Annotated in this window: 22 protein-coding genes; 10 read left to right on the forward strand and 12 right to left on the reverse strand. The window is 49.1% G+C overall.

Annotated elements, in window-relative coordinates; genetic code table 11:
- Window positions 1-132: 132 nt before the first annotated feature.
- On the forward strand, window positions 133-534 hold the full coding sequence (locus AAAH10_RS15550) for a lysozyme (protein ID WP_442490280.1): 402 nt from the start codon (window positions 133-135) through the stop codon (window positions 532-534).
- Here the strand turns inward: AAAH10_RS15550 and AAAH10_RS15555 are convergent.
- From AAAH10_RS15555 to AAAH10_RS15590, 8 genes are read right to left on the reverse strand one after another with little or no spacing between them, the layout of a single operon-like run.
- The gene (locus AAAH10_RS15555) at window positions 531-1,241 is read right to left on the reverse strand and encodes a M48 family metallopeptidase (protein ID WP_343565229.1); all 711 of its coding nucleotides are present in this window, start codon (window positions 1,239-1,241) and stop codon (window positions 531-533) included. The two genes, AAAH10_RS15550 and AAAH10_RS15555, sit on opposite strands and share 4 nt — an antisense overlap.
- Window positions 1,241-4,453: a type I restriction endonuclease subunit R gene (locus AAAH10_RS15560; protein WP_343565231.1), complete on the reverse strand. Its 3,213-nt coding sequence runs from the start codon at window positions 4,451-4,453 to the stop codon at window positions 1,241-1,243. Before AAAH10_RS15560 ends, AAAH10_RS15555 begins: the two co-directional genes overlap by 1 nt.
- Complete coding sequence (locus tag AAAH10_RS15565) at window positions 4,453-5,628, reverse strand: restriction endonuclease subunit S (protein WP_343565233.1); 1,176 nt, start codon at window positions 5,626-5,628, stop codon at window positions 4,453-4,455. The genes AAAH10_RS15560 and AAAH10_RS15565 overlap by 1 nt, the downstream gene beginning before the upstream one ends.
- Window position 5,629: 1 nt before the next feature.
- Window positions 5,630-5,839, reverse strand: coding sequence for a KTSC domain-containing protein (locus AAAH10_RS15570; protein ID WP_343565235.1), 210 nt, complete (start codon window positions 5,837-5,839; stop codon window positions 5,630-5,632).
- A complete protein-coding gene (locus AAAH10_RS15575) occupies window positions 5,832-6,887 on the reverse strand; it encodes a virulence RhuM family protein (protein ID WP_343565237.1) in 1,056 nt (351 codons plus the stop codon). The genes AAAH10_RS15570 and AAAH10_RS15575 overlap by 8 nt, the downstream gene beginning before the upstream one ends.
- Entirely contained in the window at window positions 6,884-8,398 is a 1,515-nt protein-coding gene (locus AAAH10_RS15580; RefSeq protein WP_343565239.1) for a type I restriction-modification system subunit M, read from the reverse strand. The genes AAAH10_RS15575 and AAAH10_RS15580 overlap by 4 nt, the downstream gene beginning before the upstream one ends.
- Before the next feature lie 17 nt (window positions 8,399-8,415).
- Entirely contained in the window at window positions 8,416-8,649 is a 234-nt protein-coding gene (locus tag AAAH10_RS15585; protein ID WP_343565241.1) for a DUF2188 domain-containing protein, read from the reverse strand.
- 4 nt (window positions 8,650-8,653) lie between these two features.
- A complete protein-coding gene (locus AAAH10_RS15590) occupies window positions 8,654-9,376 on the reverse strand; it encodes a restriction endonuclease subunit S (RefSeq protein WP_343565243.1) in 723 nt (240 codons plus the stop codon).
- 39 nt (window positions 9,377-9,415) lie between these two features.
- Between AAAH10_RS15590 and AAAH10_RS15595 the strand changes: the two genes are divergently transcribed.
- Entirely contained in the window at window positions 9,416-12,784 is a 3,369-nt protein-coding gene (locus AAAH10_RS15595) for a TM0106 family RecB-like putative nuclease (RefSeq protein WP_343565245.1), read from the forward strand.
- Entirely contained in the window at window positions 12,777-15,152 is a 2,376-nt protein-coding gene (locus AAAH10_RS15600) for a DUF262 domain-containing protein (protein ID WP_343565247.1), read from the forward strand. Before AAAH10_RS15595 ends, AAAH10_RS15600 begins: the two co-directional genes overlap by 8 nt.
- Window positions 15,153-15,443: 291 nt before the next feature.
- Here AAAH10_RS15600 and AAAH10_RS15605 read toward each other — a convergent pair whose 3' ends face one another.
- A complete protein-coding gene (locus AAAH10_RS15605) occupies window positions 15,444-16,106 on the reverse strand; it encodes a DUF1826 domain-containing protein (protein ID WP_343565249.1) in 663 nt (220 codons plus the stop codon).
- A 97-nt stretch (window positions 16,107-16,203) separates the two neighbouring features.
- Between AAAH10_RS15605 and zigA the strand changes: the two genes are divergently transcribed.
- Window positions 16,204-17,421, forward strand: a complete 1,218-nt coding sequence (gene zigA / locus AAAH10_RS15610) for a zinc metallochaperone GTPase ZigA (protein ID WP_343565251.1) — start codon at window positions 16,204-16,206, stop codon at window positions 17,419-17,421.
- Between the two features lie 118 nt (window positions 17,422-17,539).
- On the opposite strand, the gene AAAH10_RS15615 is transcribed toward zigA, so the two are convergent.
- A complete protein-coding gene (locus AAAH10_RS15615) occupies window positions 17,540-18,061 on the reverse strand; it encodes a CBS domain-containing protein (RefSeq protein ID WP_343565253.1) in 522 nt (173 codons plus the stop codon).
- 82 nt (window positions 18,062-18,143) lie between these two features.
- Between AAAH10_RS15615 and AAAH10_RS15620 the strand changes: the two genes are divergently transcribed.
- Window positions 18,144-18,329, forward strand: coding sequence for a hypothetical protein (locus tag AAAH10_RS15620; protein ID WP_343565255.1), 186 nt, complete (start codon window positions 18,144-18,146; stop codon window positions 18,327-18,329).
- 86 nt (window positions 18,330-18,415) lie between these two features.
- On the opposite strand, the gene nqrM is transcribed toward AAAH10_RS15620, so the two are convergent.
- Window positions 18,416-18,640, reverse strand: coding sequence for a (Na+)-NQR maturation NqrM (gene nqrM / locus AAAH10_RS15625; protein ID WP_343565257.1), 225 nt, complete (start codon window positions 18,638-18,640; stop codon window positions 18,416-18,418).
- Window positions 18,641-18,657: 17 nt separating this feature from the next.
- Window positions 18,658-19,584 carry an FAD:protein FMN transferase gene (locus AAAH10_RS15630; RefSeq protein WP_343565259.1) on the reverse strand — a complete coding sequence of 309 codons (927 nt, stop codon included), beginning with the start codon at window positions 19,582-19,584 and terminating at the stop codon, window positions 18,658-18,660.
- A gap of 300 nt (window positions 19,585-19,884) precedes the next feature.
- Between AAAH10_RS15630 and AAAH10_RS15635 the strand changes: the two genes are divergently transcribed.
- From AAAH10_RS15635 to nqrE, 5 genes are read left to right on the forward strand one after another with little or no spacing between them, the layout of a single operon-like run.
- Window positions 19,885-21,231: a Na(+)-translocating NADH-quinone reductase subunit A gene (locus AAAH10_RS15635; protein WP_343565261.1), complete on the forward strand. Its 1,347-nt coding sequence runs from the start codon at window positions 19,885-19,887 to the stop codon at window positions 21,229-21,231.
- A gap of 4 nt (window positions 21,232-21,235) precedes the next feature.
- The gene (locus tag AAAH10_RS15640) at window positions 21,236-22,435 is read left to right on the forward strand and encodes an NADH:ubiquinone reductase (Na(+)-transporting) subunit B (RefSeq protein WP_343565263.1); all 1,200 of its coding nucleotides are present in this window, start codon (window positions 21,236-21,238) and stop codon (window positions 22,433-22,435) included.
- On the forward strand, window positions 22,428-23,234 hold the full coding sequence (locus AAAH10_RS15645; protein ID WP_343565265.1) for a Na(+)-translocating NADH-quinone reductase subunit C: 807 nt from the start codon (window positions 22,428-22,430) through the stop codon (window positions 23,232-23,234). Before AAAH10_RS15640 ends, AAAH10_RS15645 begins: the two co-directional genes overlap by 8 nt.
- Window positions 23,234-23,887, forward strand: coding sequence for an NADH:ubiquinone reductase (Na(+)-transporting) subunit D (locus tag AAAH10_RS15650; RefSeq protein WP_343565268.1), 654 nt, complete (start codon window positions 23,234-23,236; stop codon window positions 23,885-23,887). The genes AAAH10_RS15645 and AAAH10_RS15650 overlap by 1 nt, the downstream gene beginning before the upstream one ends.
- Window positions 23,887-24,495, forward strand: a complete 609-nt coding sequence (gene nqrE / locus AAAH10_RS15655; protein WP_343565270.1) for an NADH:ubiquinone reductase (Na(+)-transporting) subunit E — start codon at window positions 23,887-23,889, stop codon at window positions 24,493-24,495. The genes AAAH10_RS15650 and nqrE overlap by 1 nt, the downstream gene beginning before the upstream one ends.
- Window positions 24,496-24,499: the final 4 nt, after the last annotated feature.

A 24,499-nucleotide genomic window follows, 5' to 3' on the forward strand; every position in this document is an offset into this window, starting at 1 on the left:
CTGCACCAACAACAATCTTGCCCCGTCCAGCTGTTCTGGCTTACGCTACGCTCCAGCCGCCACAGCTGGACGGCTCATGGTGTCAAAATCTAACTTAAAGGTTGGATCACCACATGGGGGCAGGTCAACCTGATCAAACGGTTCGAGGGCTTCTCTCGGACCGTTTATTTTTGCCCCGCTGGTTATCCCACCATCGGTTATGGTCACGTTGTCAAAAACGACGAGGACTTTTCAGCAGGCATTGATGAATCACAGGCCGAAGAATTATTGCGCCAAGATGCCCAGATAGCAGAACGTGCTGTTTTGCGCCTGATTAACGTACCACTGACAGATGGTCAGTTCGATGCGCTGGTGTCATTCACCTACAATCTTGGTGGTGGAGCGCTTCAACGCTCAACACTGCGCCGTAAAATCAACCGCGAGGAACACGCCGAAGTACCAGAGCAATTCATGCGCTGGGTCTGGGCAGGTGGCCGTAAATTAAAGGGGCTTGTTCGGCGACGTGCTGCAGAAGCTGGATTATATGCGGTTTAAATTAAAGCCATCTCGAGTTTGTGTTTCCGCTTCATCCAATCAGGCAATGTGCGGTCCAGCAGTTTGTAAAACTCGGTACTATGGTTATGGTGGATGAGGTGACAAAGCTCGTGAATAACAACGTATTCAATGCACTCCTTGGGTGTTTGAATAAGATTGACATTAAGCGTGAGCTGACCTTTTCCCGATAAGCTACCCCAGCGTTTATCCATTTTTTGCAGTTTCAGATTTGGTTTGTTTAGGTCTCCTTTTTTGAAACTATCCCAGCAATCATCAAAGATTTTCGACAGGTACATCTTCGCCCGTCTCCTATACCAAGAATCCATAAGCTTCTCTATGTGCTCGGGTTTGCTGGAGATCGCCTCGATACAGAAATATCCATTTTTCAAAAGCACTTTATCTTTGTCAGATACTTCTATTTTAAGCCTGTATTTTCGACCAAGATAGAGGTGGCTTTCACCGCCAACATATTTCCTGTCCGGGGTCCTTGGATCAAACTGATTGAAATAAGAAATTTGCCGTTTAATCCACCGGGCTCTTTTCTTTACCTTGTCTTCAATGGCTTCAAGCGATGAGGTTTTCGGCGCTTTGACCACGACACTTTTGTCAGGATGGACCGCGATTTCTAACAATTTACGGTTCATCATCAAAAGTTCGTAGTCAATTTCTGTTTTGCCGTAGCTGATGGTGCAGGCAATACTTTTCATTATGCATGCCTCCTGCTTTTGGCTATCTGCATCGTTTTTTCAATGATTTCATCCATCTGCTCCAAGCTTAATGCCATATCAAACTTGTCTTTAACCTCGTCATAAAGAAAATCGTCTATGTCGTTAATGGCAGATTTTTGAGCATCATCATCGGTCCAGAAATCAACTTTCCAATGGTCTTCAATGATACGCTGAATAGCCAGAGATGTTTCTGCGGATACAGACTCAATCTCCTGTGCTTCTGCCTCATATTTCATGAAATATGGCTTGATTACACCATAGTACGCGCATGCTTCATCATTACCGCTAATGTTTTCTGGTACGTCATCATGCTTTTTCGAAACAACTGAGTCACGAATATCACTAATCTTGTTAAGGTAATCGAGATCAGAGATGCGACGCGCTTTAAAGTCATCAATGGCTTGCTGAATCAGTTTTGAAAACTTCTCATAAAACGCGGGGTCTTCATCCATCTTTTCGTTGATGACCTTCTTCGTCGCATGCGCGATAGTATCAGCCTTAGCAGTTGTTGATTTACCAGAATGGATGCCTTGACCTTTTTTGACAGCATCAAAATTTTGATCGTCAAAGATATCGACAGGCGCATTTAGCTGAATAACCTCATTGGCCTGAATATGTGTATCGAGCAGTTTTTTAATCTTAGGCTCGTAATCACGGTAGTCGATGGCCTCTGCATAGCGCAGTTTTACTGATTTTTTCAGATTTTGGAATCGTTTCAGATCAGCCTTATAGTTTCGTAGCTTGGCCTCATCCGTTTCCATGATGAATTTATCAGTTGAAAGCGCAATCCCGAGGGTTTTGCTATACTCAGCCAGTCTTTCGTAGAAATCCTCACGCAACTCATCATCCGCCAGAAGAACCTCAAAAGATTCTTCATCATGCTTGTTTTTGACCTCTCGGAAGACGTCCCATAAATCAGAATAGCGTTGCGGTAGCATTTGCACTTCTTCGTTAACCGAAGTCAGCGTGCCTAAGAGGTCTTCTTCGTCAAAGCCTTCAAACGCATCATACATCGTGAGCGCCTTATCCAGCTCACCTAGAACACTGGCATAGTCAACGATATATCCGAAGTCTTTGCCCTCGTGTAATCGGTTCACGCGGGCAATAGCCTGTAATAAGGTATGCTCGCGCAAGGTTCTGCATAGATAGAGAACCGTGTTTTTGGGGGCATCAAAGCCAGTCAACAATTTATCAACAACGATCAGAATTTCCGGCTCTTCACCATATTTGAACTGGTTGATGACCTGCTTGGTATATTCCTCTTCGGAACCAAAGCGCTTCATCATCTTGTCCCAGAACTTGCCAACCTCATCAGTTGGGCCTTCATCCACTTCCTCATGACCTTCACGAGTATCTGGTGGTGAAATAATTACTTCTGATGTAACAAACCCAATATCCTTTAGGTGCTCATGATATTTAAGCGCAGCCGCTTTGCTTGGGGCGACAAGCTGAGCTTTGAAACCTGTGCCTTGCCAGTTGGCACGATAATGCTCGCTGACATCAAAGGCCCGCATATAAATAACCTGATCAGATTTATTCAGCATTTCAGCGCGGGCATATTTCTTTTTCAGGTCAGCCTGCTGGTCTTTGTTTAAATCAGACGTATGACGATCAAACCAAAGGTCGATGGCGGCTTGATTTTGCTCCATCTCTACGTGACGGCCCTCATAAAGCAATGGCAAAACAGCCTTATCTTTCACCGCCTGTTTGATGGAATAATGCGGCTCAATCAGCCCTCCAAATTTTGAGAAATTATTCTTCTCTTTTTTCAGAAGTGGTGTGCCCGTAAAGCCCAAATAGCAGGAATTGGGCAGCATCTGGCGCATTCTGGCGGCAAGCGAGCCAAAATTTGTCCGGTGGCTTTCATCCACCAGCACAAAAATGTCCGGGGATTCATCGACATATTTTTCCGATGCCCAGCCTTTATCAAACTTGTGAATGAGCGTGGTTATGATGCCGACTTTTTCTTTCAGGTGCTTCACAAGATTACGGCCAGACGTGGCGCGTTCTTTGGAAAGGCCGCAAGCAGCAAACGTATTGCCCAGCTGCTTATCCAGATCATCACGGTCTGTTACAAGAATAATGCGCGGATTTACAACCTCAGTATCCAAAGCGAGTGCGCGTGTCAGCATCACCATGGTTAGGGATTTACCTGATCCTTGCGTATGCCAGATAACACCACCTGTTCTAATGCCTTCGCGGTCGCGGCGCTTAATACGCTCAACCGTGGAACGGATTACGAAGAACTGTTGGTAACGCGCAATTTTCTTAATTCCCGTATCAAATAGCGTAAAGCGATAGGTTAGCTCCAGAAGCCGTTCCGGGCGACAAAGGCTGTAAAGCGCTTTATCCTGCTCGGTGAGCATACGCTCGCCTTCATTTTCCAATGCATCGAAGAACCCACGCGCAGGCGCAAATTCACCTGAGAACAATGCGTTCTTCTTATCATCACTTAAAGGCGTATTGATGATTTTGGTAATCTTGTCCTCTTTGTCTTCCAGTTCATTCCATACGCCCCAGAATTTGGCAGGTGTGCCAGCAGTCGCGTACTGAGCCGCATTCTTATTCACACCCATCACCAATTGCACATAGGTGAATAATTTTGGGATGTATTCATCACCCTGATTGCGGATGTTTTGCGAAACGGCTTGCTCAACCTCCACCTTGGGGGATTTACATTCAATCACTGCTAATGGTATGCCGTTGACGAATAGAACAATGTCCGGTCTGGCTGTTTCAACGCTGCGGTTACGCTCCACCGCGAATTCCGGTACGACATTAAACACATTGTTTGATGGCGTTTTCCAGTCAATGTAATTCAGGTTAAAGCTTTTGCTGTTGCCCTCGACCGTCTGCTCCAGTGCAGTACCAAGGGTAATCAGATCATAGATAACCTCATTGGTTTTTTGCAGACCGTCATATTTAACGTTTTTGATCTTCTGGATGGCCTCCTGAATATTGGCTTCCGAGAAATGATAATCCTTACCCTTGTAGTGGATGCTGTTGAATTGCTTCAGTTGCTCACGTAGCACGCTTTCCAACAGTACATTGCTGTTTTTACCGCCGCGCATCGCCAATGCTTGTTCCGGTGGTAGATATTCATAGCCAAGTGCGATCAGCTCCTGCAGCGCAGGAATTTGTGACAGATATTCTTCGTTAAAGCGAAAGCCTTGTATATTGCTCCCTGACATTACGCAGCCTCCTTATTTTTAATATGCCATTCACCGGACAACAGCTTTTGCATCAGCCCACGCTTTTGCGTCCGGTATTGATCGGCTAGCTTTTTGAGGAGCGTAATTTCCTGCTGAGCTGTGTTGAGGGTGTTCGCTATATTTTGCTGAACAGATAGCTCAGGAAGGCAAATTGGGATTGCCCCTAGATCACCGAAACTAACCGTCTCACGCACGCTGCCTTGTGCACTTTTTTTAATCCGCTGTTTTGCCTCACTAGAAGAGAGCCAATGTAAAAAATAATCACTATTCACTATTTTCTGGTCCAACTTAAAGACTGTGTACATCGGGCTTAATATTCCGTTGTCCCAATCATCTAATCGTGCAATGGAACCCACATTAATACGTGATGGATTATAGGCATACTGGCCTTGCTGTACGATTTTGTAATTGCTTACATTCGCACTCGCCACACGGCGTTCAAATTGATCTTCCGGCAATACAAATCCACTGCGATTGGTAACACTCAATACGCGGTCAATCTCGTTGCCACGATTTCTCACAGAAACCTCTGAGATAAAATCAGAAAGCTGTTTTTTCTTATGTCCGGATTTATTAATTAACCTTGTTACCAACCACCCGAATTGACGCTCTTTGGCATTAATCAACGTTTCGGTTTTTTCTATAGCCGTGTCCCATTGTTCCAGAGCATCGACAATGAATTCTTGCGTTGCCTTATCTGGGAGAATGACTGGAAACTTTGCGATTGTTGACAGGTTCAGACCTGACTTCGCGCCAGAGTCATTAAGCCTGTTTAGCAAATTACGTTGAGGTTGGGAGCTCAAATAATAGGCTAGAAACTTAGGGTGTACCTTTTCTTGAATGGGGCGAACTAAACATACGTGCTGATTTACATATGCTTCAGAATCGGGCAGTTGCTCTACGAAACCAATTTTTCCAAGCTCGGCTGTAATCGAAATAAGAATGTCACCATATTGAAGAGCTGTTCTTTTCCCTTCATTTGACTTATCGGGCAGCTGAACATATTTGTTGTCGTTTAAGAGCAGTTTTATTCCATTTTTGGGTAGATTAGTCATACGTAGAAATAACGCACCAGAATTTGAATAATATGAAGCCCATCCACGAGAACCGCTGGTGACAAAGCTAGAAATATCGCTAATTTTTACACTACTCATATCACCATCCCACCTTTCTTGTTTGGTATCTATCTTTGATATGGTCGTGGAAATAACGCCCTTTGGATGCCGCAGACATCAGCCCCTGATAGACATATTCAGGCACGTTGAAATACTGGTACACGCCACCATCAACAAATGCGATTTCAAGCGTGCCGTTCTCATAACCAGCACTAGCAATATTGCTTGACCTGACAGGCGTTCTATTCATCACCACCTCCCGCACCAATTTTTTTAGTGTGCTGTTTTTCGAGGGCTTTGACTTGCTTGTCGAAATCAGATTCTATTTTTTGTAGCTTGTTAAATTTCTCATATTCAGCCAATGCTTTCTCTTCGGCTTGTTTGCGGGTCACTTTGCCGTAGCCTTCCAGTACCTGATATTCGTTGAATTCAAGGAACTTGTTCACGCTGTCGGCAAAGCCTTCCATGGTAAAGGTGTTGCGGCGTTCAATAATGCCTTCGATATAATCAAAGAAGGCCGATACAGCGCGTTCCAGACGGCGTATTTCATCTTCGGACAAATAATTCTTTCCAATGGTGGTATCGGATTTCAGAACGCGGCCATCCGGCGCATTCTTAAACGTCATCATGCCCATCAGCGGCTTGTCACTATCTACTGAATGGAAAATCTTCTCTGATGAGGTTTGCCCTGTGATGGCGTAATGGAATTTGTCCTGCACATGAGCGTAAAACAGCTTGGTTGTTTCTGACTTAGGGTCATAATCAATGCTACACTCAGCAAAAATGTCAGTGATTTGCTGATAAATACGACGTTCACTAGCGCGGATGGAGCGGACGCGTTCCAGCAGCTCTTGAAAGTAGTCTTTCCCGAAATAACGCCCATTTTTTAGACGCTCATCATCCATGGCAAAGCCTTTGACGATATATTCTTTTAGAAGCTGGGTTGCCCAAATACGGAATTGGGTGGCTTGGGATGAATTGACCCGATATCCCACCGATATAACAGCATCTAGATTATAATATTTTGTTGGGTAAGTTTGCCCAGTCTCCCCCACATGTTCCAGAACGGAACTTGTGCCTTCCTCATCCAGCTCACCAGATTCATATATATTTTTCAGATGCTTAGTTATGGCAGGGCGCTGTACGCCAAATAGGTCCGCTATGCGCTGTTGTGTCAGCCAAATGGTTTCATCGTTCAAGATGACCTCGACTTTTATGTCACCCCCCGGTGCGGTATAAAGCAAAAACTCTGTGACTTCATCTTGAATGGTTAGACTTTTCGATTCTTTTTTGCTCATGCTGCCACCTCCTTCAGAAGGTTAGCCATCTTGCCACGTACTTCTGCTAACTCACCTTCGAGCGTATCGATTTCTTGCTGAACAGCTTCGATGTCGATTTCCGCCTCCTCTTCGAAGGTGTCGACATAGCGTGGGATATTCAGGTTGAAGTCATTTTCTTTTAGTTCGTCATAGCTTGCCAAATGAGCATATTTTTCTTGTGTCTGACGCGCTTCGTAAGCGTTCAGGATTTTCTCCATATTTTCATCCATCAGGGCATTTTGGTTTTTACCCGGCTGATAATCTTGGCTGGCATCAATGAACAGAACATCCTTGCGGTCTTCATTGACACCGCCTTTTTCGCGGGAGCGGTCAAAGACCAAAATGGCGACCGGGATTGATGTGGTCGGGAACAGATTACCCGGCAGACCGATAACGGCATCAAGCAGATTGTCTTCGATTAGTTTTTCACGGATGCGCCCCTCGGCAGCGCCACGGAAAAGAACGCCATGCGGCACAACAATGGCAACGCGACCTTCTTTTTCCACGGCTGCTTCAATCATGTGACTGATAAAGGCGTAGTCACCTTTTGATTTTGGCGGCACGCCGCGCCAGAAGCGGTTATACGTGTCAGCTTCAGCTTCGTCAGCGCCCCACTTATCAAGAGAGAATGGCGGGTTTGCGACGATATTGTCGAATTTCATCAGGCGATCATTTTCCACCAATGTTGGTGAGGTCAGCGTATTGCACCATTCAATTCGGGCAGAGTCGGCCCCATGCAGGAACATATTCATGCGGCATAAGGCCCATGTACTGCCGTTCACTTCCATGCCATAGATAGAGTAGTTGCGATCACCCACAGCCTTGGCCGCCTCAATCAACAAACCGCCCGAACCGCATGCCGGGTCGCAGATGCGAGCGCCAACCTTAGGCTTACACAATTTCGCAACCAGTTCAGAGACTTTGTGCGGGGTGTAGAACTCCCCAGCCTTTTTACCTGCATCAGAGGCAAATCGTTCGATCAGGTAAATATAAACATTACCGATAACATCTTCAGAAATGCGGCTTGGGCGCATATCAAGCTGAGGCTTGTGGAAGTCTTCTAACAACATTTTCAGGCGGCGGTTACGGTCCTTGGTTTTGCCCAGATTAGCTTCTGAGTTAAAATCAATATTACGAAATACGCCTTCCAGCTTGCTTTTATTGGATGTCTCAATTGAGTCCAATGCGATGTTAATTAGCTCACCAATATTGGCTTCGTTGCGCTTTTCATACAGGTCGTAAAAACTAGCATCTTTCGGCAGGATAAAACGTTCACGCTCTAGCTTGCGGCGAATACGCACATCGTCATCACCGTATTGCTTGCGATATTCCTCATAATGATCCTTCCATACATCCGAGATGTATTTCAGGAACAGCATCACAAGGATATAATCCTTGTAACCAGCTGCATCCATAACGCCACGAAAGGTGTCACAAGCAGCCCATGCAGCGTTATTTACGTCTTGTTGTTTAATTGCTTCATTCGTCATTTTTGTGCTCCTTGTGCTTATTTCGTATCTTTCGGTGGGTATGGGTCGTTGCCATAGCTGTTTCCGGCTCTGATTTTGCCGTCACGGCCATGAACTTTGGTGTCTGACTGTTGGTTGCGGGCAATTTGCTCGGCCCGTTCAATCGCTTCTTTCTGCGTATCGGTGACCTTCGTTGCCTTGCTATTACCTGCGCCCTTAACGGCCCATCCGTCCGGGTGCTTCACTACATGTTGATTTTTTCCTCGTGTCATAGTATTAATTCCTTGCTCTTGACTGAGTTTGACCCGGAGTAGATGTTGCCGCATCGAAACCGGGTTTTTTATTACTCGCTGTTGGGCGAGATTCTGATGCCATCTGCATCAAAATTCCTTGCGTGTAGATCGCTTTGCGATTTTTAATCTCTTCTAAAAGTTGCTGCTCTCGCATGGAAAGACTGAAAAACTCAGCCACCTTTTTTTGCTGCTCTAATGAAGGCAGGTTAACTTCCAAATCCTCTAAGCCTTGCTTGCTAACCATCTTGACCATGGTGCCTTTTGATCTGGACGCGAGATAAGACTGCGAAGATGGTTGGTTGATCCACCATAGCAAAAACTCTGGCACAACCTTTTTTAGATCTGGCCGCACACGGAATAATGGAGCAGCTACGATTGTGTTCTCCACGTCCTCATCAAGTAGTGCTGCAGTGTTTGTCTGGCCACGAGAACGGAAAATAATATCCCCTAGCTTGGCAAGCTGATTCGGCTTAGGCTTAGTGTGGTCGATGTGAATGCTCTCGCTCAGGTGCACGAAGTTATCGTCACCAAGGTCTTTCATCTGAATGACCCTAACGTCACCATCCTTGGATGCCTCAATCCGAGAGCGAAATGTCACTCCCGATGAAACCGTGGCTATATCTTTTAACTTCAAAATCATCTCGATAAAACTCTGTAATTCGATTACTGTTAAAATCAATGTATCGCGGAATGTTCTGCGTGTCAACTACAAAAATACAGTAACGGCGTTTTTGTAAAAAATAATATGCAGCAATACGGTAACGATCAGATTCTCTATTCACCATCGGACTTGGTCACCTTTTTGGGGTGTCACCATGCGAGCTTTCTTGATGTGAAGGCGCTGAGCGAGGATATGGATAAGGCCGAGGCCAGCACCACAGGTCAGCTGCTGCAGCAAAAAGGTTTGGAGCACGAAGCAGCATATCTCCAACAGCTCAAAGACGACGGTAAATCTGTCGTTGAAATCCCTAAAGACCGCAATTTACAAGACCGCGCCCAGCTCACACTGGAAGCCATGCAGTCCGGTGCGGATGTGATTTATCAGGCCGTGTTCTTTATGCCGCCTTGGCGGGGCGATGCAGATTTCCTGATTAAGTGCGATACACCATCCAGCTTGGGTGATTTCAGCTATGAGGTGCTGGATACCAAACTGGCACGAACAGCCGAGCCCAAGCATATTATGCAGCTCTGTGTCTATTCTGAGCTGCTGACTGACCTGCAAGGACTACGCCCGGCTGATATGCATCTGTTTCTGGGAGATCATGAAAAACACAGCTTCCGCGTGGCTGATTTTTTCTATTACTACACCCGCGCCAAAGGCCGCTTTGAAACCTATCTGCAAAACCTGCCAGCGGACTCATATCCTGAGCCTTGCGGCCATTGCAATTTCTGTCCATGGCGCGAGGGCTGCAAAGCGCAGTGGGAACAAGATGGTCATTTAAGCCTTGTGGCCAATATCCAACGCTCACAAATGGACAAGCTGCGGAAGGCTGACATCCGCAGCGTTGCTGAACTTGCTGCCACAGCGCCCGACACCAAAATCCCTGACTTAAGCCGTGATGTGTTTTTGCGCCTGCGCTCACAAGCTGTCCTGCAACACCACAAAGCCACCACGGGCGAAAATAAATGCGAGATCATTCCGTTCCCGCCGGGCAAGGGCTTTACCCGAATGCCTGTGCCGGATGATGGCGACCTGTTCTTTGATATGGAAGGCGATCCGCTTTACCCGAACGGCTTGGAGTATTTGTTTGGGGTCTATTATTTCAAAGATGGCAAGGAGCTGTTCCTTCCATTCTGGGCGCATGACCATGAAGAGGAAAAACAAACCTTTAAGCGCTTCATGGCATTTCTGGCGGATCATCTGGCTGAACACCCACATGCCCATATTTATCATTACAACCATTATGAAACCACAGCCCTCAAACGTTTGGCTTGCCGTTATGCTGTGTGTGAGGAGCAGCTGGACAATCTGCTCCGCAATCAGAAATTCGTTGATCTGTATCTGGTGGTGCGTGAAAGCATCCGTACATCTGAACCCGGCTATTCCATCAAGAACATGGAAACCTTCTATATGGACAAGCGGGTCAACGCCGTGGCAACCGCTGCTGATAGCATCATCGTTTATAATGAATGGCGCGAAACAGGTGCCGATGAGTTGCTGAAGGAGATTTCTGATTATAACGAGGTGGATTGTGTTTCCACCCACTTGCTGCGGGATTGGCTGCTGACGCTTAAGCCGGAAGATGCGCCGTGGTTTAAGGGCTTGCCTGAATATGTTGAGGAAGAAGAGCTGCAGCGCAAGGATTGGGAAATCGAATATGAGGAGTACCAAACCCGTCTTGGCGTAATTGAGGATAATCCACCACCGATCAATGAGCGGCTGTCGCACCTGCTGGAATTTCATAACCGTGAAGCCAAGCCGCAATGGTGGAGCAGCTTTGAACGGCAGAACAAATTTGAAGACGCACTGATTGACGATACGGAGTGCCTTGGTGGCCTACAACAAATTGGCAGTCCCAAGCCTGAAAAGCGCTCCCTGATTTACAGCTACCGCTTCCCATCGCAGGAATACAAGCTGAAGGTCGGCGCACAGGCCGTTGATATTGCCGTCATGGAAAATGCAGGCACGATTGTTGGGATTGATGAAGATGCCTGCATCGTCAAAATCAAGCGCGGAGCGAGTAAAGAGCCATTACCGGAAAGCCTGTCTATTGGCCCGCCGGGACCGATTGACAGCAAGATTATCCGCTCAGCCATCTACCGTTATGCCGATCATGTGCTGGAAGCGCCGGAAGGTACTCACGCCGCCACCGAATTGCTGGCACGAAACGTACCGCGCATTCAGGGCAAGCAGACGGGTGAAGCGGTCATCACCTCTGGTGATCTGCAAGGCGATGCACTGGAAGTCATTGCTGCGTTAGATAACAGCTATCTCTTTATCCAAGGCCCGCCGGGCGCGGGTAAGACTTACACCAGCAGCCATATCATTGTGGACCTGATCAAACGCGGCAAGAAAATCGGTGTTACATCAAACTCGCACAAAGCCATTCATAACTTGCTGGAAAAAGTGGAGAGCGTTGCCGCTGAAAAAGGTGTGCATTTCCATGGCATCAAAAAGGCTAGTGGTGGGAATGACGAGACCATTTTTGATGGGCAGTTTATCCGCTCCGAAACCAAGACCGACAATATGAACCTTGGCGCTGATCTCTTTGCTGGCACCGCATGGACATTTGCCAACCCGCATTTTGATGGCCAGCTTGATTACCTGTTTATTGATGAAGCCGGACAAGTCGCCACGGCCAATGTGGTCGCTATGGCCACGGCGACCAAAAACATCATTCTGGTAGGCGATCAGATGCAGCTTGGACAACCTATTCAAGGTACCCATCCGGGCGAAGCTGGATTGTCGGTGCTGGAATTCTTACTGGGCGATCATTCCACCATCCCGGCTGAGCGCGGTATCTTCCTTGGCCAGACACGCCGTATGCGCCCAAGCATTTGCCAGTTTATCTCTGATGCGTTCTATGATGGTCGCCTGACGGCCCATGAAAGTACCGCCGAACGCAACCTGAACCTGCAAGGCGTTGATCTGCCCAATGAGGGGGTTGTCATGATCCCGGCAGAGCATGAAGGCTCCTCACAAAAGAGCATCGAAGAAGGCGAGATCATCAAAGCCAAATATGATGCCTTGCTCGGCCAAGAGTTTACCGACCGTGATGGCACCGCACGCCCGATCACTGAAGACGATATTCTGGTGGTTACGCCATACAATGTGCAGGTCAATTATCTGCGCTCCATCCTGCCGGACAATACCAAGGTCGGCACCGTTGATAAGTTCCAAGGCCAAGAAGCTCCCATCGTGCTGATTTCCATGGTGACATCGAGCGCCGAAGATCTGCCGCGTAATATTGAGTTTCTTTACAGCAAGAACCGTTTGAATGTTGCCGTCTCCCGCGCACAGTGTTTGGCGGTTGTTGTCGCTAATCCCAAGCTGCTGGAAATACCATGCGGTACTGTGGAGCAGATGAAACTGGTCAACACATTCTGCTGGCTGGATGATTATTCAAATAAGATTGAGCCGAAAATTATTACTACAGGGGGACACCATGGATGAACCGAAGTCACTAGACAGCCTTTTTAAAGAGAAGATTTTTCGTATCCCTGATTATCAAAGGGGCTATGCTTGGCAGAAGAGCCAACTTAAGGACTTCTGGGAGGATCTGATCAATCTATCTGGAGATCGGTCACATTATACCGGCGTGCTTACCCTGAAAGAACTCAACTCAAAAGAAGTATCAGATACAGACAATGAATTCTGGCTGGTGGATGATCATTCATACCGGATGTACCATATCGTTGATGGCCAGCAACGCCTGACAACATTCGTGGTGTTCTTGCAGGCATTTATTGATTTTGTAAAAGAGCTGGACGGTAATGCAGATAAAGCCGATCAGGAGATTTATATCACGGACAGCCTCAGCCTAGAGGCTGTTATCAACAAATATTTATTCAAAACTAAGCCTACTGGCGACCAGTACCGGACATATAAATTTGGCTATAACGTCGATAATCCAAGCTACGAGTATCTTCGCCATAAAATTTTTAACGAGGACGGATCGCCGTCAATTGAAGAGACTTTCTACACACTGAATTTACGCAATGCGAAGCTCTATTTCTATGAGCAACTGAAAGAGCTTTATGCAGAATCAGGAATGGATGGCCTTCAAGAAATTTACAAAAAGCTGACCAAGCGTTTCTTGTTTAATGAATATGTGATCAAAGACGAATTCGACGTTTTCGTTGCCTTTGAAACCATGAACAATCGCGGCAAGCGTTTATCAGACCTCGAACTTCTGAAAAACCGCCTGATCTACTTAACAACACTATATTCTGATGACGAGCTGGACGCAGCAGAGCGCAAAAGTCTGCGTGATGCGATCAATGCCGCATGGAAAGAGGTTTACTACCAGCTGGGCCGAAATGACAAACGGCCACTAAATGATGATGATTTTCTCAAAGCCCACTGGATCATGTATTTTCAATACTCTCGGAAAAAAGGAAACGATTACATAAAATTCCTACTTGATGAGCAGTTCTCCCCGCAGAAAATCCATAAGAAAATTGAGCGTGAAGTGGCTCTGGAACTCCCAGAAGAACAGCTCACTGATTTTGAGATAGATGATACGGATAGCGATATTGGCGCTGCAGATGATGCCACCAACTTAGAGGCTGATTACATAAGTTTTGTGAATGCCAATACTAAGGCTGGTGCTGCAGGTAAGGTTTACATGCGAGCCATCCGAGAGCTAGAAGAGTTGATCAAAGAGCCAATCTTCAACTCGTATTCTTTGGATCAGTTAAATGCCCTTAAAAAAAGACTCTCTAACAACGGTGATCTTCACGATTTTAATGTGCAGACGAACAATCGTGCGCCCGGTGCAGCAATTGGCAAACTAATCGAATTTTATAATAGGGAAGCAAAAAACACTGATGCGAAAACAGTGGCTTATTTACAGCCATTTGAAATCAAACGGTATGTAAATAGCCTGAAAGAGTCAGCTGTTCATTGGTTTAACTCCTACTACCCTCATTTGGCTGCCGGGCTGTCAGATGCAGAGAAAAACGCTCTTGATCGATTAAATAGGATTGGCATGGGTTACTTCCGTCCTCTCATAATGTCAGTTTTCAAGAACGAAAAAAGTCCCGAAAAAAGAACAGAGCTTCTTAATCAAATTGAACGCTTTATCTTTATTGTTTTCCGATTAAGCCAAGCCAGAAGCAACTACAGGGATAGTGAATTTTATAATGCATCACGCGAATTCAATCGTGGTGAACTGACCCTTGAGGATATAAAGCAAAAATTAGATGCAGCCACATCATACTGCTTCCATGATGATGGCGCGTTCAATTCAAGATACTTCTATGACTACCTTTACAAGAGATTCAACAGTGGAAGCAAAAGCGGCTACTACGGTTGGCATGGGTTGCGTTACTTCTTATACGAATATGAACTCAATTTACTCTCCCAGAGCAGACAGAAAAAGGTCTCGTGGGGGGATCTGCTCAAAACACCAAAGGACAAGGTTTCTATTGAACATGTGTTTCCGCAAACACCTACGGATAACTGGCAGAAGGCTTTCTCCAGTGTAGATCAGCAGGACTACCATCTTTACAGTGGCTCAGTTGGAAACCTGCTGCTGCTTTCCATGTCCATAAACGCGTCCTTACAAAATGATGATTTTGATGACAAAAAGAGGCCAAAATCAAATGACGCAGGTGAAAAGATCAGGAACGGTTATTCAGATGGTTCGCATTCTGAAATTGCAGTTTCTCAAAATGATCACTGGCGACCAGAGGAGATCGAAGAACGTGGCAAAACCCTCTTGTCTTTCATGGAAGATAGATGGGGGTTTAAGTTCAAAGATGAGCAGACCAAAACTGATCTTCTTTTCCTAAGCGCGAGCGCGACCAACGAAGACTAGGTCTGTTTCCAATGAATCCCAAAAAGGGATTCGAACGCGCGTTTGGTACGGTACTTCCGTCATGATGATTGAAGTCATACCAAGAACGGAAATCAAACCCGCACAAGGCGTTGCAACATAAAACTTGCTTTTCGTTGTTTTAAGGGCGATTATTTGTTGCAACACAACGGTGAGTGTAGAGGATTCGAACCCAAAGGGGTTCAATACACCGCCATTTCATTTCGTATAGCTGCCGCAAAACAAAATCCCGCATCATGCGGGCTTTTTGCTGTTCTGGCTGGTCGACGGTTTTCAGCACGGGACAGGATCAACCTGCTTTTGCTGTTCGGCTTGCCGGACTCTGTCCCAGAATGATGGATGATCCAGTCTCATCAGTATGGAGGGTTCGTTCAAGGCTGCGTCCGGTGTGCGATGGAACAATCCTTCCGGTCCGCCCCGGAAAAGGGCAACATCCCATTGATTCATGAACTGAAGGGCCGACTGGTCTTTCACAATTTTCTCGTTGGGTTCCCTCCGGGAGAAAGCCTGACGGTCAGCGGCTTCATCAGGGAGCCACTCTGTGCCTTTGCCGGCGTAGGTGACCAGCATTCTCAACGCAACATTGTCGATGTGATAACGTCTGCATCCCCGCTTGGAGCCGAGCCAGAAACCAGTGGAATCTGTGCCCTGTATGTCGCAGAACAGTCTGGAGACCTCGGCCATGTCCGTCAGCCACTCTTCGTAAAAGGAATCGCGTTGCAGGCTTGCAGGAATATTATCTTCAAGAATGTTCCGAATGTCGTCCCGGCCAGATTCCCTGTGCACCATGCCTGATACGCGAAAAGGCTCTTTCATCAGTTCCTGAAAGAAGGCTGAAGCTTTTTCGGGTGCAGTGCGTTCTGCCAAACCCAGTTGATCTGTGTACCCGGGGAAGTCCTTGAGCGCCTCCATGCGCTTTGTACGAAAAACACTCATCGAATTTGTTCAGCCTTTCTCTCTTGAAATTTTCAGCAGGGTGATGCAAATATGTTATGTTATAACATAACTAAAATCAAGAGATGGTGATCAGGCAATGCAGGGTTCAGAGAAAAAACTCCCGGTTACAGTACTGTCAGGGTTTCTGGGGGCCGGAAAAACAACCCTTTTAAATCACATTCTTAACAACCGCGAAGGCCGCAAGGTTGCGGTTATCGTCAACGACATGAGCGAAGTGAACATTGACGCTGATCTGGTTGAGCGCGGGGGTGCAGATTTGTCCCGAACCGAAGAAAAGCTGGTCGAGATGAGCAACGGCTGTATTTGCTGCACATTGCGTGAGGATCTTCTGATGCAGGTGCGGGACCTGGCGACGGAAGGCAGGTTTGATTACCTCCTGATTGAAAGCACCGGCATTTCCGAGCCGCTCCCGGTGGCCACGACATTTGATTTCCGGGACGAGGATGGCAACAGCCTGTCGGATGTCTCCAGACTGGATACGATGGTGACGGTTGTTGATGCAGCCAGTCTGGTCAGGAATTACAGCTCGACCGACTTTCTGAAGGATCAGGGAGAGAGTCTTGGAGAGGGAGATGAGCGGACTCTGGTGGATCTGCTGGTTGAACAGATTGAATTTGCCAATGTTGTTGTGCTGAACAAAACCGATCTGGTTTCCAGAGAGGAACTTGAAACAGTAAACGCGATAGTCCGTGGATTGAATGCAAAAGCCAAAATCCTTGAAACGACATTGTCACAGGTTGATCTGAACGAGGTTATGGATACGGGCCTTTTTGATTTCGAGGAGGCGCAGGAGCATCCCCTGTGGGCGCAGGAACTGTACAACTTTGAAGACCATGTTCCCGAGACTGAGGAATATGGCATCACCAGTTTTGTCTATCGTGCACGGGAGCCCTTTGACCCGGTGAAGATCCATGCTTTCTTCGATCAGGAATGGCCGGGTGTGGTCCGTGCAAAGGGTTTTTTCTGGATTTCCAGCCGTCCTGACTTTGTTGGCGAGGTCTCGCAGGCCGGAGCGTTCGTACGTCATCAGGGGATCGGGCGCTGGTGGGCTGCCGTTCCGAAAGAACGCTGGCCGGCGGGGGATGACTTTGAGCGGATCATCAAGCAGCACTGGAACAGGGATTTTGGTGATCGCAGACAGGAAATTGTCTTTATCGGGCTCAAGGCTGAAATGAGCGAAGAGAAAATTCGTGCACAGCTCGATGCCTGTTTGCTGAAAGAATACCTCAGCGCACCGGAGATTTTTCAGAAAACAGAGGACCCGTTCCCCTTGTGGTTCAGGCAGGCCGCCTGAAGCAGCAACCTTCTCCGGTACAACAGGACAGCCGGATCGGTCGAACAGGCTCTCCTGCTTCTTGAACTGTGGAATTCCACGAAACAAAAAGCCCGTGTGATACGGGCTTTTTGCTGTTCTATCCAACGATCAGCTGTTTGAGCTGGAGGGCTTCGAATTCAAGTTCGTTGAGACGGTGATTGACAACGTCGCCGATGGTGACAATTCCGACAAGGCGGTTGTCCTCCATAACCGGCATATGACGGAAACGACCTTCGGTCATGCGCCGGAGAACGGAGATGAGAGGTTCATCACGCGTGCAGACTTCAACGTTGGCGGTCATCACTTCTTCAACCTTCTGCGGAAGGGTACGGCCCGGCGTTTCAGCCAGCTTTCTGACAATGTCACGTTCAGAGAGAATGCCAAGGAGTGTTCCGTTCGCATCGGCGACAATCAGCGCACCGATACGCTTTTCGCTCAGCAACTGAACCGCGTTGCCCAGCGTGTCCTGGGGGCGAATGGAAAAGACATCATCTCCCTTTTTCCGGATGATGTCCTTGACCTTGCCCGTTCCGGCCGAGAGGTTGGATGCTGCTGACTGGCTGACTTCTTTCGAGCGTTCGCTGTCGCTTCTTCTTGGAGCTTGGTAGGAGGTAGGCATGGAGTCATCCTCACTTGATTGTCCGCTAGACTATGCTTATGAGTGTAAAGGAAAATCACCAGATTAGGAAGGTCCCGGCTTTTTGACCCTGTTTACCCTGACACCCCTGAGTGCAACCATATTTTTTGTTGTGGCCTGCCTGGCCGGGTACAAATACCGTCGTGTCTGGAAGGCAGAGGGGCCAGCCTGGCAGCTGTGGATCTCCGGCCTGATCGCTGCGGGGTCTCTTCTGACCCTTGCCTTTGTCCCGCTGTCTCCCGGAGGATAAGGGAAAATCCTGATATGAAAAAAGCGCCTCTGATCCTGATGTCAGAGGCGCTTTTTCCTGAAGAGAACCGGACTGTGGAAACAGCCTTACATCTGGTCGGCCAGATCCTTTTTGCGCGGGCAACTGAGGCGCTCGCGCAGGGGACTGTCCGGGTCGATTTCCTTCTTGCACACAAGACAGTGGTCCGCGCCCGAAATGGCATTCAGGCCACCACAGCTACCCTTGATGGTCTTGCCCTGCATGATGACGCCAAGCGCCATTCCGACGATAACCAGAGCGAGCAGAACAAAGGCAAGAAGGAAGGTTTCCACGGTTCAGTGTCCGATCTTTAGGCTTGCAGCGCGCTGAAACGGGCGCTTGGTGTTGTGATGAACCTATTATGGGTTGCGTTGGCGTCCCGTTCAATAAACAACACTGCCAGATCACGATTATTTGCGATCTCCATACCGCGCTCGCGGCCCAGCACCAGCATGGCTGTTGCCCAGGCATCGGCCAGCATGGCGTTTTCTGTCAGCACAGTGACAGAGGCTGTTGTGTGTGTGATCGGGCGGCCGGTTTGCGCATCGATGATGTGGGAATAGCGTACACCATCCTGCTCAAAGTAGTTGCGGTAATCACCAGAGGTCGCCATGCCCAGGCTGGACAGGTCAACGACCTGATGGGTTGTGCGATCATGGGCAAGCGGTGTCTCGATGCCGATCTGCCACGGGCGTCCTTCCGGATTGTTGCCGGCTGTGTAGAGATCACCACCGATCTCAACCATGTAATCCTTGATACCAAGGCTTTCGAGTTTGCGTGCAACCACGTCAACACCGTAGCCCTTGCCAATGGCAGAGAGATAGATTTCGGTACCGGGAACACGCTTTTGCAGGGAGCCTTCGGAAACCTGCAGTGTGCGGTTCTGACCGGAAGCGCCAAGGGCAGCTTCGATTTCTGCTGCATCCGGAGTACGGACTGAATTGTCCGCTGCTCCAAAGCCCCACAGGTCGATCAGTGGGCCGAGAGTGACATCGAACTGACCGTCGCTGGCAGTGTGGACCAGATCGGCAGCGTTCATAACCTCTGCCAGTGCGGGGGAAACCGCAACAGCGTCCGTTGACCGTGATGCATTGAAGCGGGAAATTTCGGAATTCGGATCCCAGTTGGACAGCTGGGCATTGACTTGCAGCAGTCCGGCTTCGATTTCACGACGCAGCCCGGTTTCTGTTACAGCGCGTGTGTGATCGACAGCTACGACAGAGTAGCTGGTCCCCATGGTGAATCCGGTAATCTTGAAGACTGACGACTCTGATTTGCACGCGCCCAAGGTAGCGGCTGCGGCAGACATGATCAGGAAATTTCTTCGTGAAATTGGGAAGTTACTCGGCACTACTGGCCTCCAAGCTAATTTTATGCTCGTTTCAATCGGCTTATTTGCGACATTGGGTTCATCGGCTTATAGGTCCAGTACCAAAACAGATTCAACAAAAATTTGGTTTCTGAAGCCAAAAAGTCCTTTAAGACGGAACATAAATGTCGCATAAGGGCAAAAAAATTGTACAGGACTTGCGTTATCGTGCCTAATTTCACGCTACGAAAAGGTCTTGATGTTCCTGTTCTGGGGGCGCCCGGGCAGGGAATCCAAGACAAAGCCACCGTTGGTTCCGTTGCCGTTCTGGGCGCGGACTACATCGGCCTGAAACCGCGCCTTGCTGTGAGTGAGGGGGACGTCGTAGCTGTCGGCTCTCCCATCATGACGCACAAGGATACGCCGGAGGTGATGATCACCTCTCCGGTTTCCGGTCGCATCCGTGAAATCAATCGCGGAGAAAGACGTGTTCTGGTCAGTGTTGTGATCGAAGTTGACGACACGGCTGCCGAGCCGATTGATTTCTCCTCTGTCGGAGACGCTTCGACTGCAGAAGGCCTGAGAGAGCGTCTTTGTGCATCGGGACTGTGGACGTCATTCCGGACGCGACCCTACTCAAAAGTGCCTGCGTCGGATGCGAAAGCCGCTGCGATTTTCGTAACAGCAACCGATTCCGAGCCGCTTGCGGCTGATCCGGCAGAGATTATTGCCGATGATCCTGACGCTTTCCGCAAGGGTCTTGAAGCCATTACATCGCTGACAGAAGGCACGACCTACCTTTGTCAGGAAGCCGGTGTGGACCTCCCCGGTGGAGATCTCCCCGGCGTGACGGCTGCCGGTTTTTCAGGGCCGCACCCCGCAGGCCTTGCAGGCACGCACATTCATTTCCTTGAGCCTCTTGCCGGTGACAAGACAGTCTGGACAATCGGCTATCAGGATGTGATGTCCATCGGTCGGCTTTTGATGACCGGGCACTATGATGCAAACCGCGTTATCGCGCTGAGCGGCCCCCTGTGCGCCAATCCGCGCCTGGTCCGGACTGTTGCCGGTGCAGACATGGCAGAACTGGTGGCAAAGGATCTTCCATCCGGTGATGTTGCTGTCCGTATGATTTCAGGATCAATTCTGAGTGGTCGTATGGGGGAAGGAGCTTCCGGTTATCTGGGACGCTATGCCCGCCAGATCACACTGATTGAGGAAGACCGCAAGCAGATCCCGCTTGGCTGGGTCAGACCAATGGCTTCAAAGTATGCCGTTCAGCCTGTGCTCGGATCGCTTTTTTCCAAAAAGCTCTATGCACTGACATCAAACCTGAACGGTGGCCGCAGGGCCATGGTGCCAATCGGGACCTTTGAACAGCTGATGCCGCAGGATTATCTGCCAACCCAGCTTCTGCGTGCACTTCTGGTTATGGATACGGATCAGGCCCAGGCGCTCGGAGCTCTGGAACTGGACGAGGAAGATCTGGGGCTGGTCGGTTTCGCCTGTCCGGCAAAGTATGAATACGGCATTGCGCTTCGCGACTGCCTCAACAAGATCGAGAAGGAGGGTTAATCAAGTGGGTCTCCGCAACTTTTTCGATCGTATAGAACCGAATTTTCACAAAGGCGGTAAATACGAAAAGCTCTATCCGGTCTATGAAATGATTGAGAGCTTTGCCTTTACGCCAAAGACAGTAACGACAGTTGCTCCGCACGCACGATCCTACATCGACATGAAACGGATCATGACCTATGTGGTGCTGGCGACAATCCCCTGTATTCTTGTTGGCCTTTACAATGTCGGCCTGCAAACCAATACGGCCATTCAGACTTTTGGTCCGTCCGGCTGGCGTGCGGATATCGTTCAGGCTCTGGGGGTCGGTTTTAATCCGGACAGTGTCTTTGCAAACTTTTTCCACGGATTGCTGTACTTCCTGCCCATTTACCTCGTGACCCTTGTGGTCGGTGGTATCTTTGAGGTGATCTTTGCCACTGTGCGTGGGCACGAAGTCAACGAAGGCTTCCTTGTGACCTCCATGCTCTATGCACTGATCCTGCCTCCGACCGTTCCACTCTGGCAGGTTGCCATCGGTATTGCTTTCGGCGTGGTTATCGGCAAGGAAGTGTTCGGCGGAACGGGCAAGAACTTCCTCAACCCGGCGCTGACGGGTCGTGCTTTCCTCTACTTCGCCTATCCTGCCCAGCTGTCCGGTGACACGATCTGGACGCCGGTAGACGGATTTTCCGGTGCGACAGCGCTTGCTGTGAGTGCTGCGGACGGTTTCGAGCAGCTGGCAGCGCGTGGCATGGACTGGACAAGCGCCTTTCTGGGGACTGTTCAGGGTTCCATTGGCGAGACCTCCACACTCGCCTGCCTGATTGGTCTGGGCTTCCTGCTCATCACGAAGATTGCCAACTGGCGTCTGGTCGTGGGCTGTCTTGGCGGTATGATCGGTTTCTCCCTGTTCCTGAACTGGGTTGGCTCTGACAGCAACCCGATGTTTGCCATGCCCTGGTACTGGCACCTTGTGACAGGGGGCTTCGCATTCGGAATGGCCTTTATGGTGACCGAGCCGGTTTCAGCCAGCCACACCAACACCGGCCGCTTCATCTATGGCGCGCTGATTGGTTTCATGGTGGTGATGATCCGCGTGATCAACCCGGCCTTCCCGGAAGGCATGATGCTTGCCATTCTCTTTGGTAATGTTTTCGCACCGCTCATCGACTACTTCGTGGTGCAGGCCAACATCAAACGGAGAGCAAAACGCAATGCATGACGAGAACAAAAAGCCAGGGCTGTTGCGTCGTTTTCTCGAGTTGCCAACGGACTCTGTTCCCAAAACGGTCTTTGTCGCTGCCACGATCTGTCTGGTTGCGTCCATGATTGTTTCTGCTGTTGCCGTGTCGCTCAAGCCGGTGCAGGAGATCAACAAGCTGAAGGACAAGCAGATCAACATTCTGCAGGTGGCCGGTCTCTATGAGCCGGGCACTGATGTGACGGAAGCCTTCAAGGCCTTTGAACCCCGTGTTCTGGAAATTGCGACAGGGCGGTTCACAGATCAGTTTGATGCGGCGACATTTGATGATCTGGCTGCTGCTGATGATCCCGAGACATCCATTGCCCTGAGCGATGATCCTGCCTCCATCGGCCGCCAGTCGAAGTTTGTGACAGTTTACCTGCTGCGCAACGGGGATGGCTCTCTCGACAAGGTGATCCTGCCGCTTCATGGATATGGTCTGTGGTCAACTCTTTACGGCTTTATTGCTCTGGAGGAGAACGGCAACGACATCTATGGCCTGCAGTTCTACAGTCATGCCGAAACCCCGGGTCTTGGGGCCGAGGTTGACAACCCGCGCTGGAAAGCCCTGTGGAATGGCAAGAAGCTCCACGATGACAGCAACGTGCTTCAAATTACTGTTGCCAAGTCTGCTCCGGCTGCCGGTGAGGAGTTTCATGTTGATGCACTGGCCGGTGCGACACTGACTTCACGCGGAGTTGATAATCTCGTCCGTTTCTGGATGGGCGAAGCAGGTTATGCTCCATTCCTGGCATCCCTTAAAGCAGGAGATCTCTGATGGCTCATACCCATAAAGACCTGATTGTCGATCCAATGGTCGACAACAACCCGATCACCCTGCAGGTTCTCGGTATCTGTTCGGCGCTGGCGGTGACCTCCTCCCTGCAGGTTGCGTTCGTCATGGCCATTGCGGTGACGCTGGTGACCGGTTTCTCTTCCATGTTCATCTCCATGATCCGAAACCAGATCCCCGGTTCCATCCGGATCATCGTGCAGATGGTGATCATTGCGTCTCTGGTGATCATGGTTGACCAGATCCTCAAGGCCTATGCCTTCGGGATTTCCAAGACTCTGTCGGTCTTCGTCGGCCTGATCATCACCAACTGTATCGTGATGGGCCGCGCGGAAGCCTTCGCCATGAAGAACCCGCCACTGGCGTCATTCGTTGACGGAATTGGAAACGGTCTGGGATATGGTCTGATCCTGATGATGGTTGGCGTTATTCGCGAGCTGTTCGGTGCAGGATCCCTGTTTGGTGTGACCATTCTCGAGACTGTCAACAATGGTGGCTGGTATGTTCCGAACGGAATGCTGCTGCTGCCTCCTTCCGCTTTCTTCGTGATCGGTCTGATCATCTGGGCATTCCGTTCCTGGAAGACCGAACAGGTTGAAGCGCGTGATTACAAAATCCAGGTGATCGAGGAACACTGATGGAAGCGTTATTGTCACTTGCCGTAAAGGCTATCTTCGTCGAGAACCTGGCACTCTCGTTCTTCCTGGGGATGTGTACTTTTATTGCCGTTTCCAAGAAGATTGCGACGGCTATCGGGCTCGGTATTTCCGTCATGATTGTGCAGGCCATTACTGTCCCTGCCAACAATCTGATCCTGACCTATCTGCTGGCTCCCGGTGCTCTGGAGTGGGCGGGTTTTGGCGATGTTGATCTGACTTTCCTTGGCCTGATCTCCTATATCGGTGTGATCGCGGCATTGGTTCAGATCCTTGAAATGGTTCTCGATAAGTACTTCCCGCCGCTTTACAATGCGCTGGGTGTGTTCCTGCCACTGATTACAGTGAACTGTGCCATTCTGGGTGGCTCGCTGTTCATGGTTGAGCGGGATTACAACTTTGCTGAGTCCATGACCTATGGCGTGTCGTCCGGTTTCGGCTGGGCGCTGGCGATTACGGCCATGGCGGGCGTGCGTGAAAAGCTGAAGTATTCCGATATTCCGGATGGTCTGCAGGGCCTTGGTATCACCTTTATCACTGCCGGACTGATGGCTATGGCCTTCATGTCCTTCAGTGGCGTTAAATTGTAAGGGA

This window comes from Carbonatibacter coralli (assembly GCF_039592655.1).
GTDB lineage: Bacteria > Pseudomonadota > Alphaproteobacteria > Kiloniellales > Kiloniellaceae > Carbonatibacter > Carbonatibacter coralli.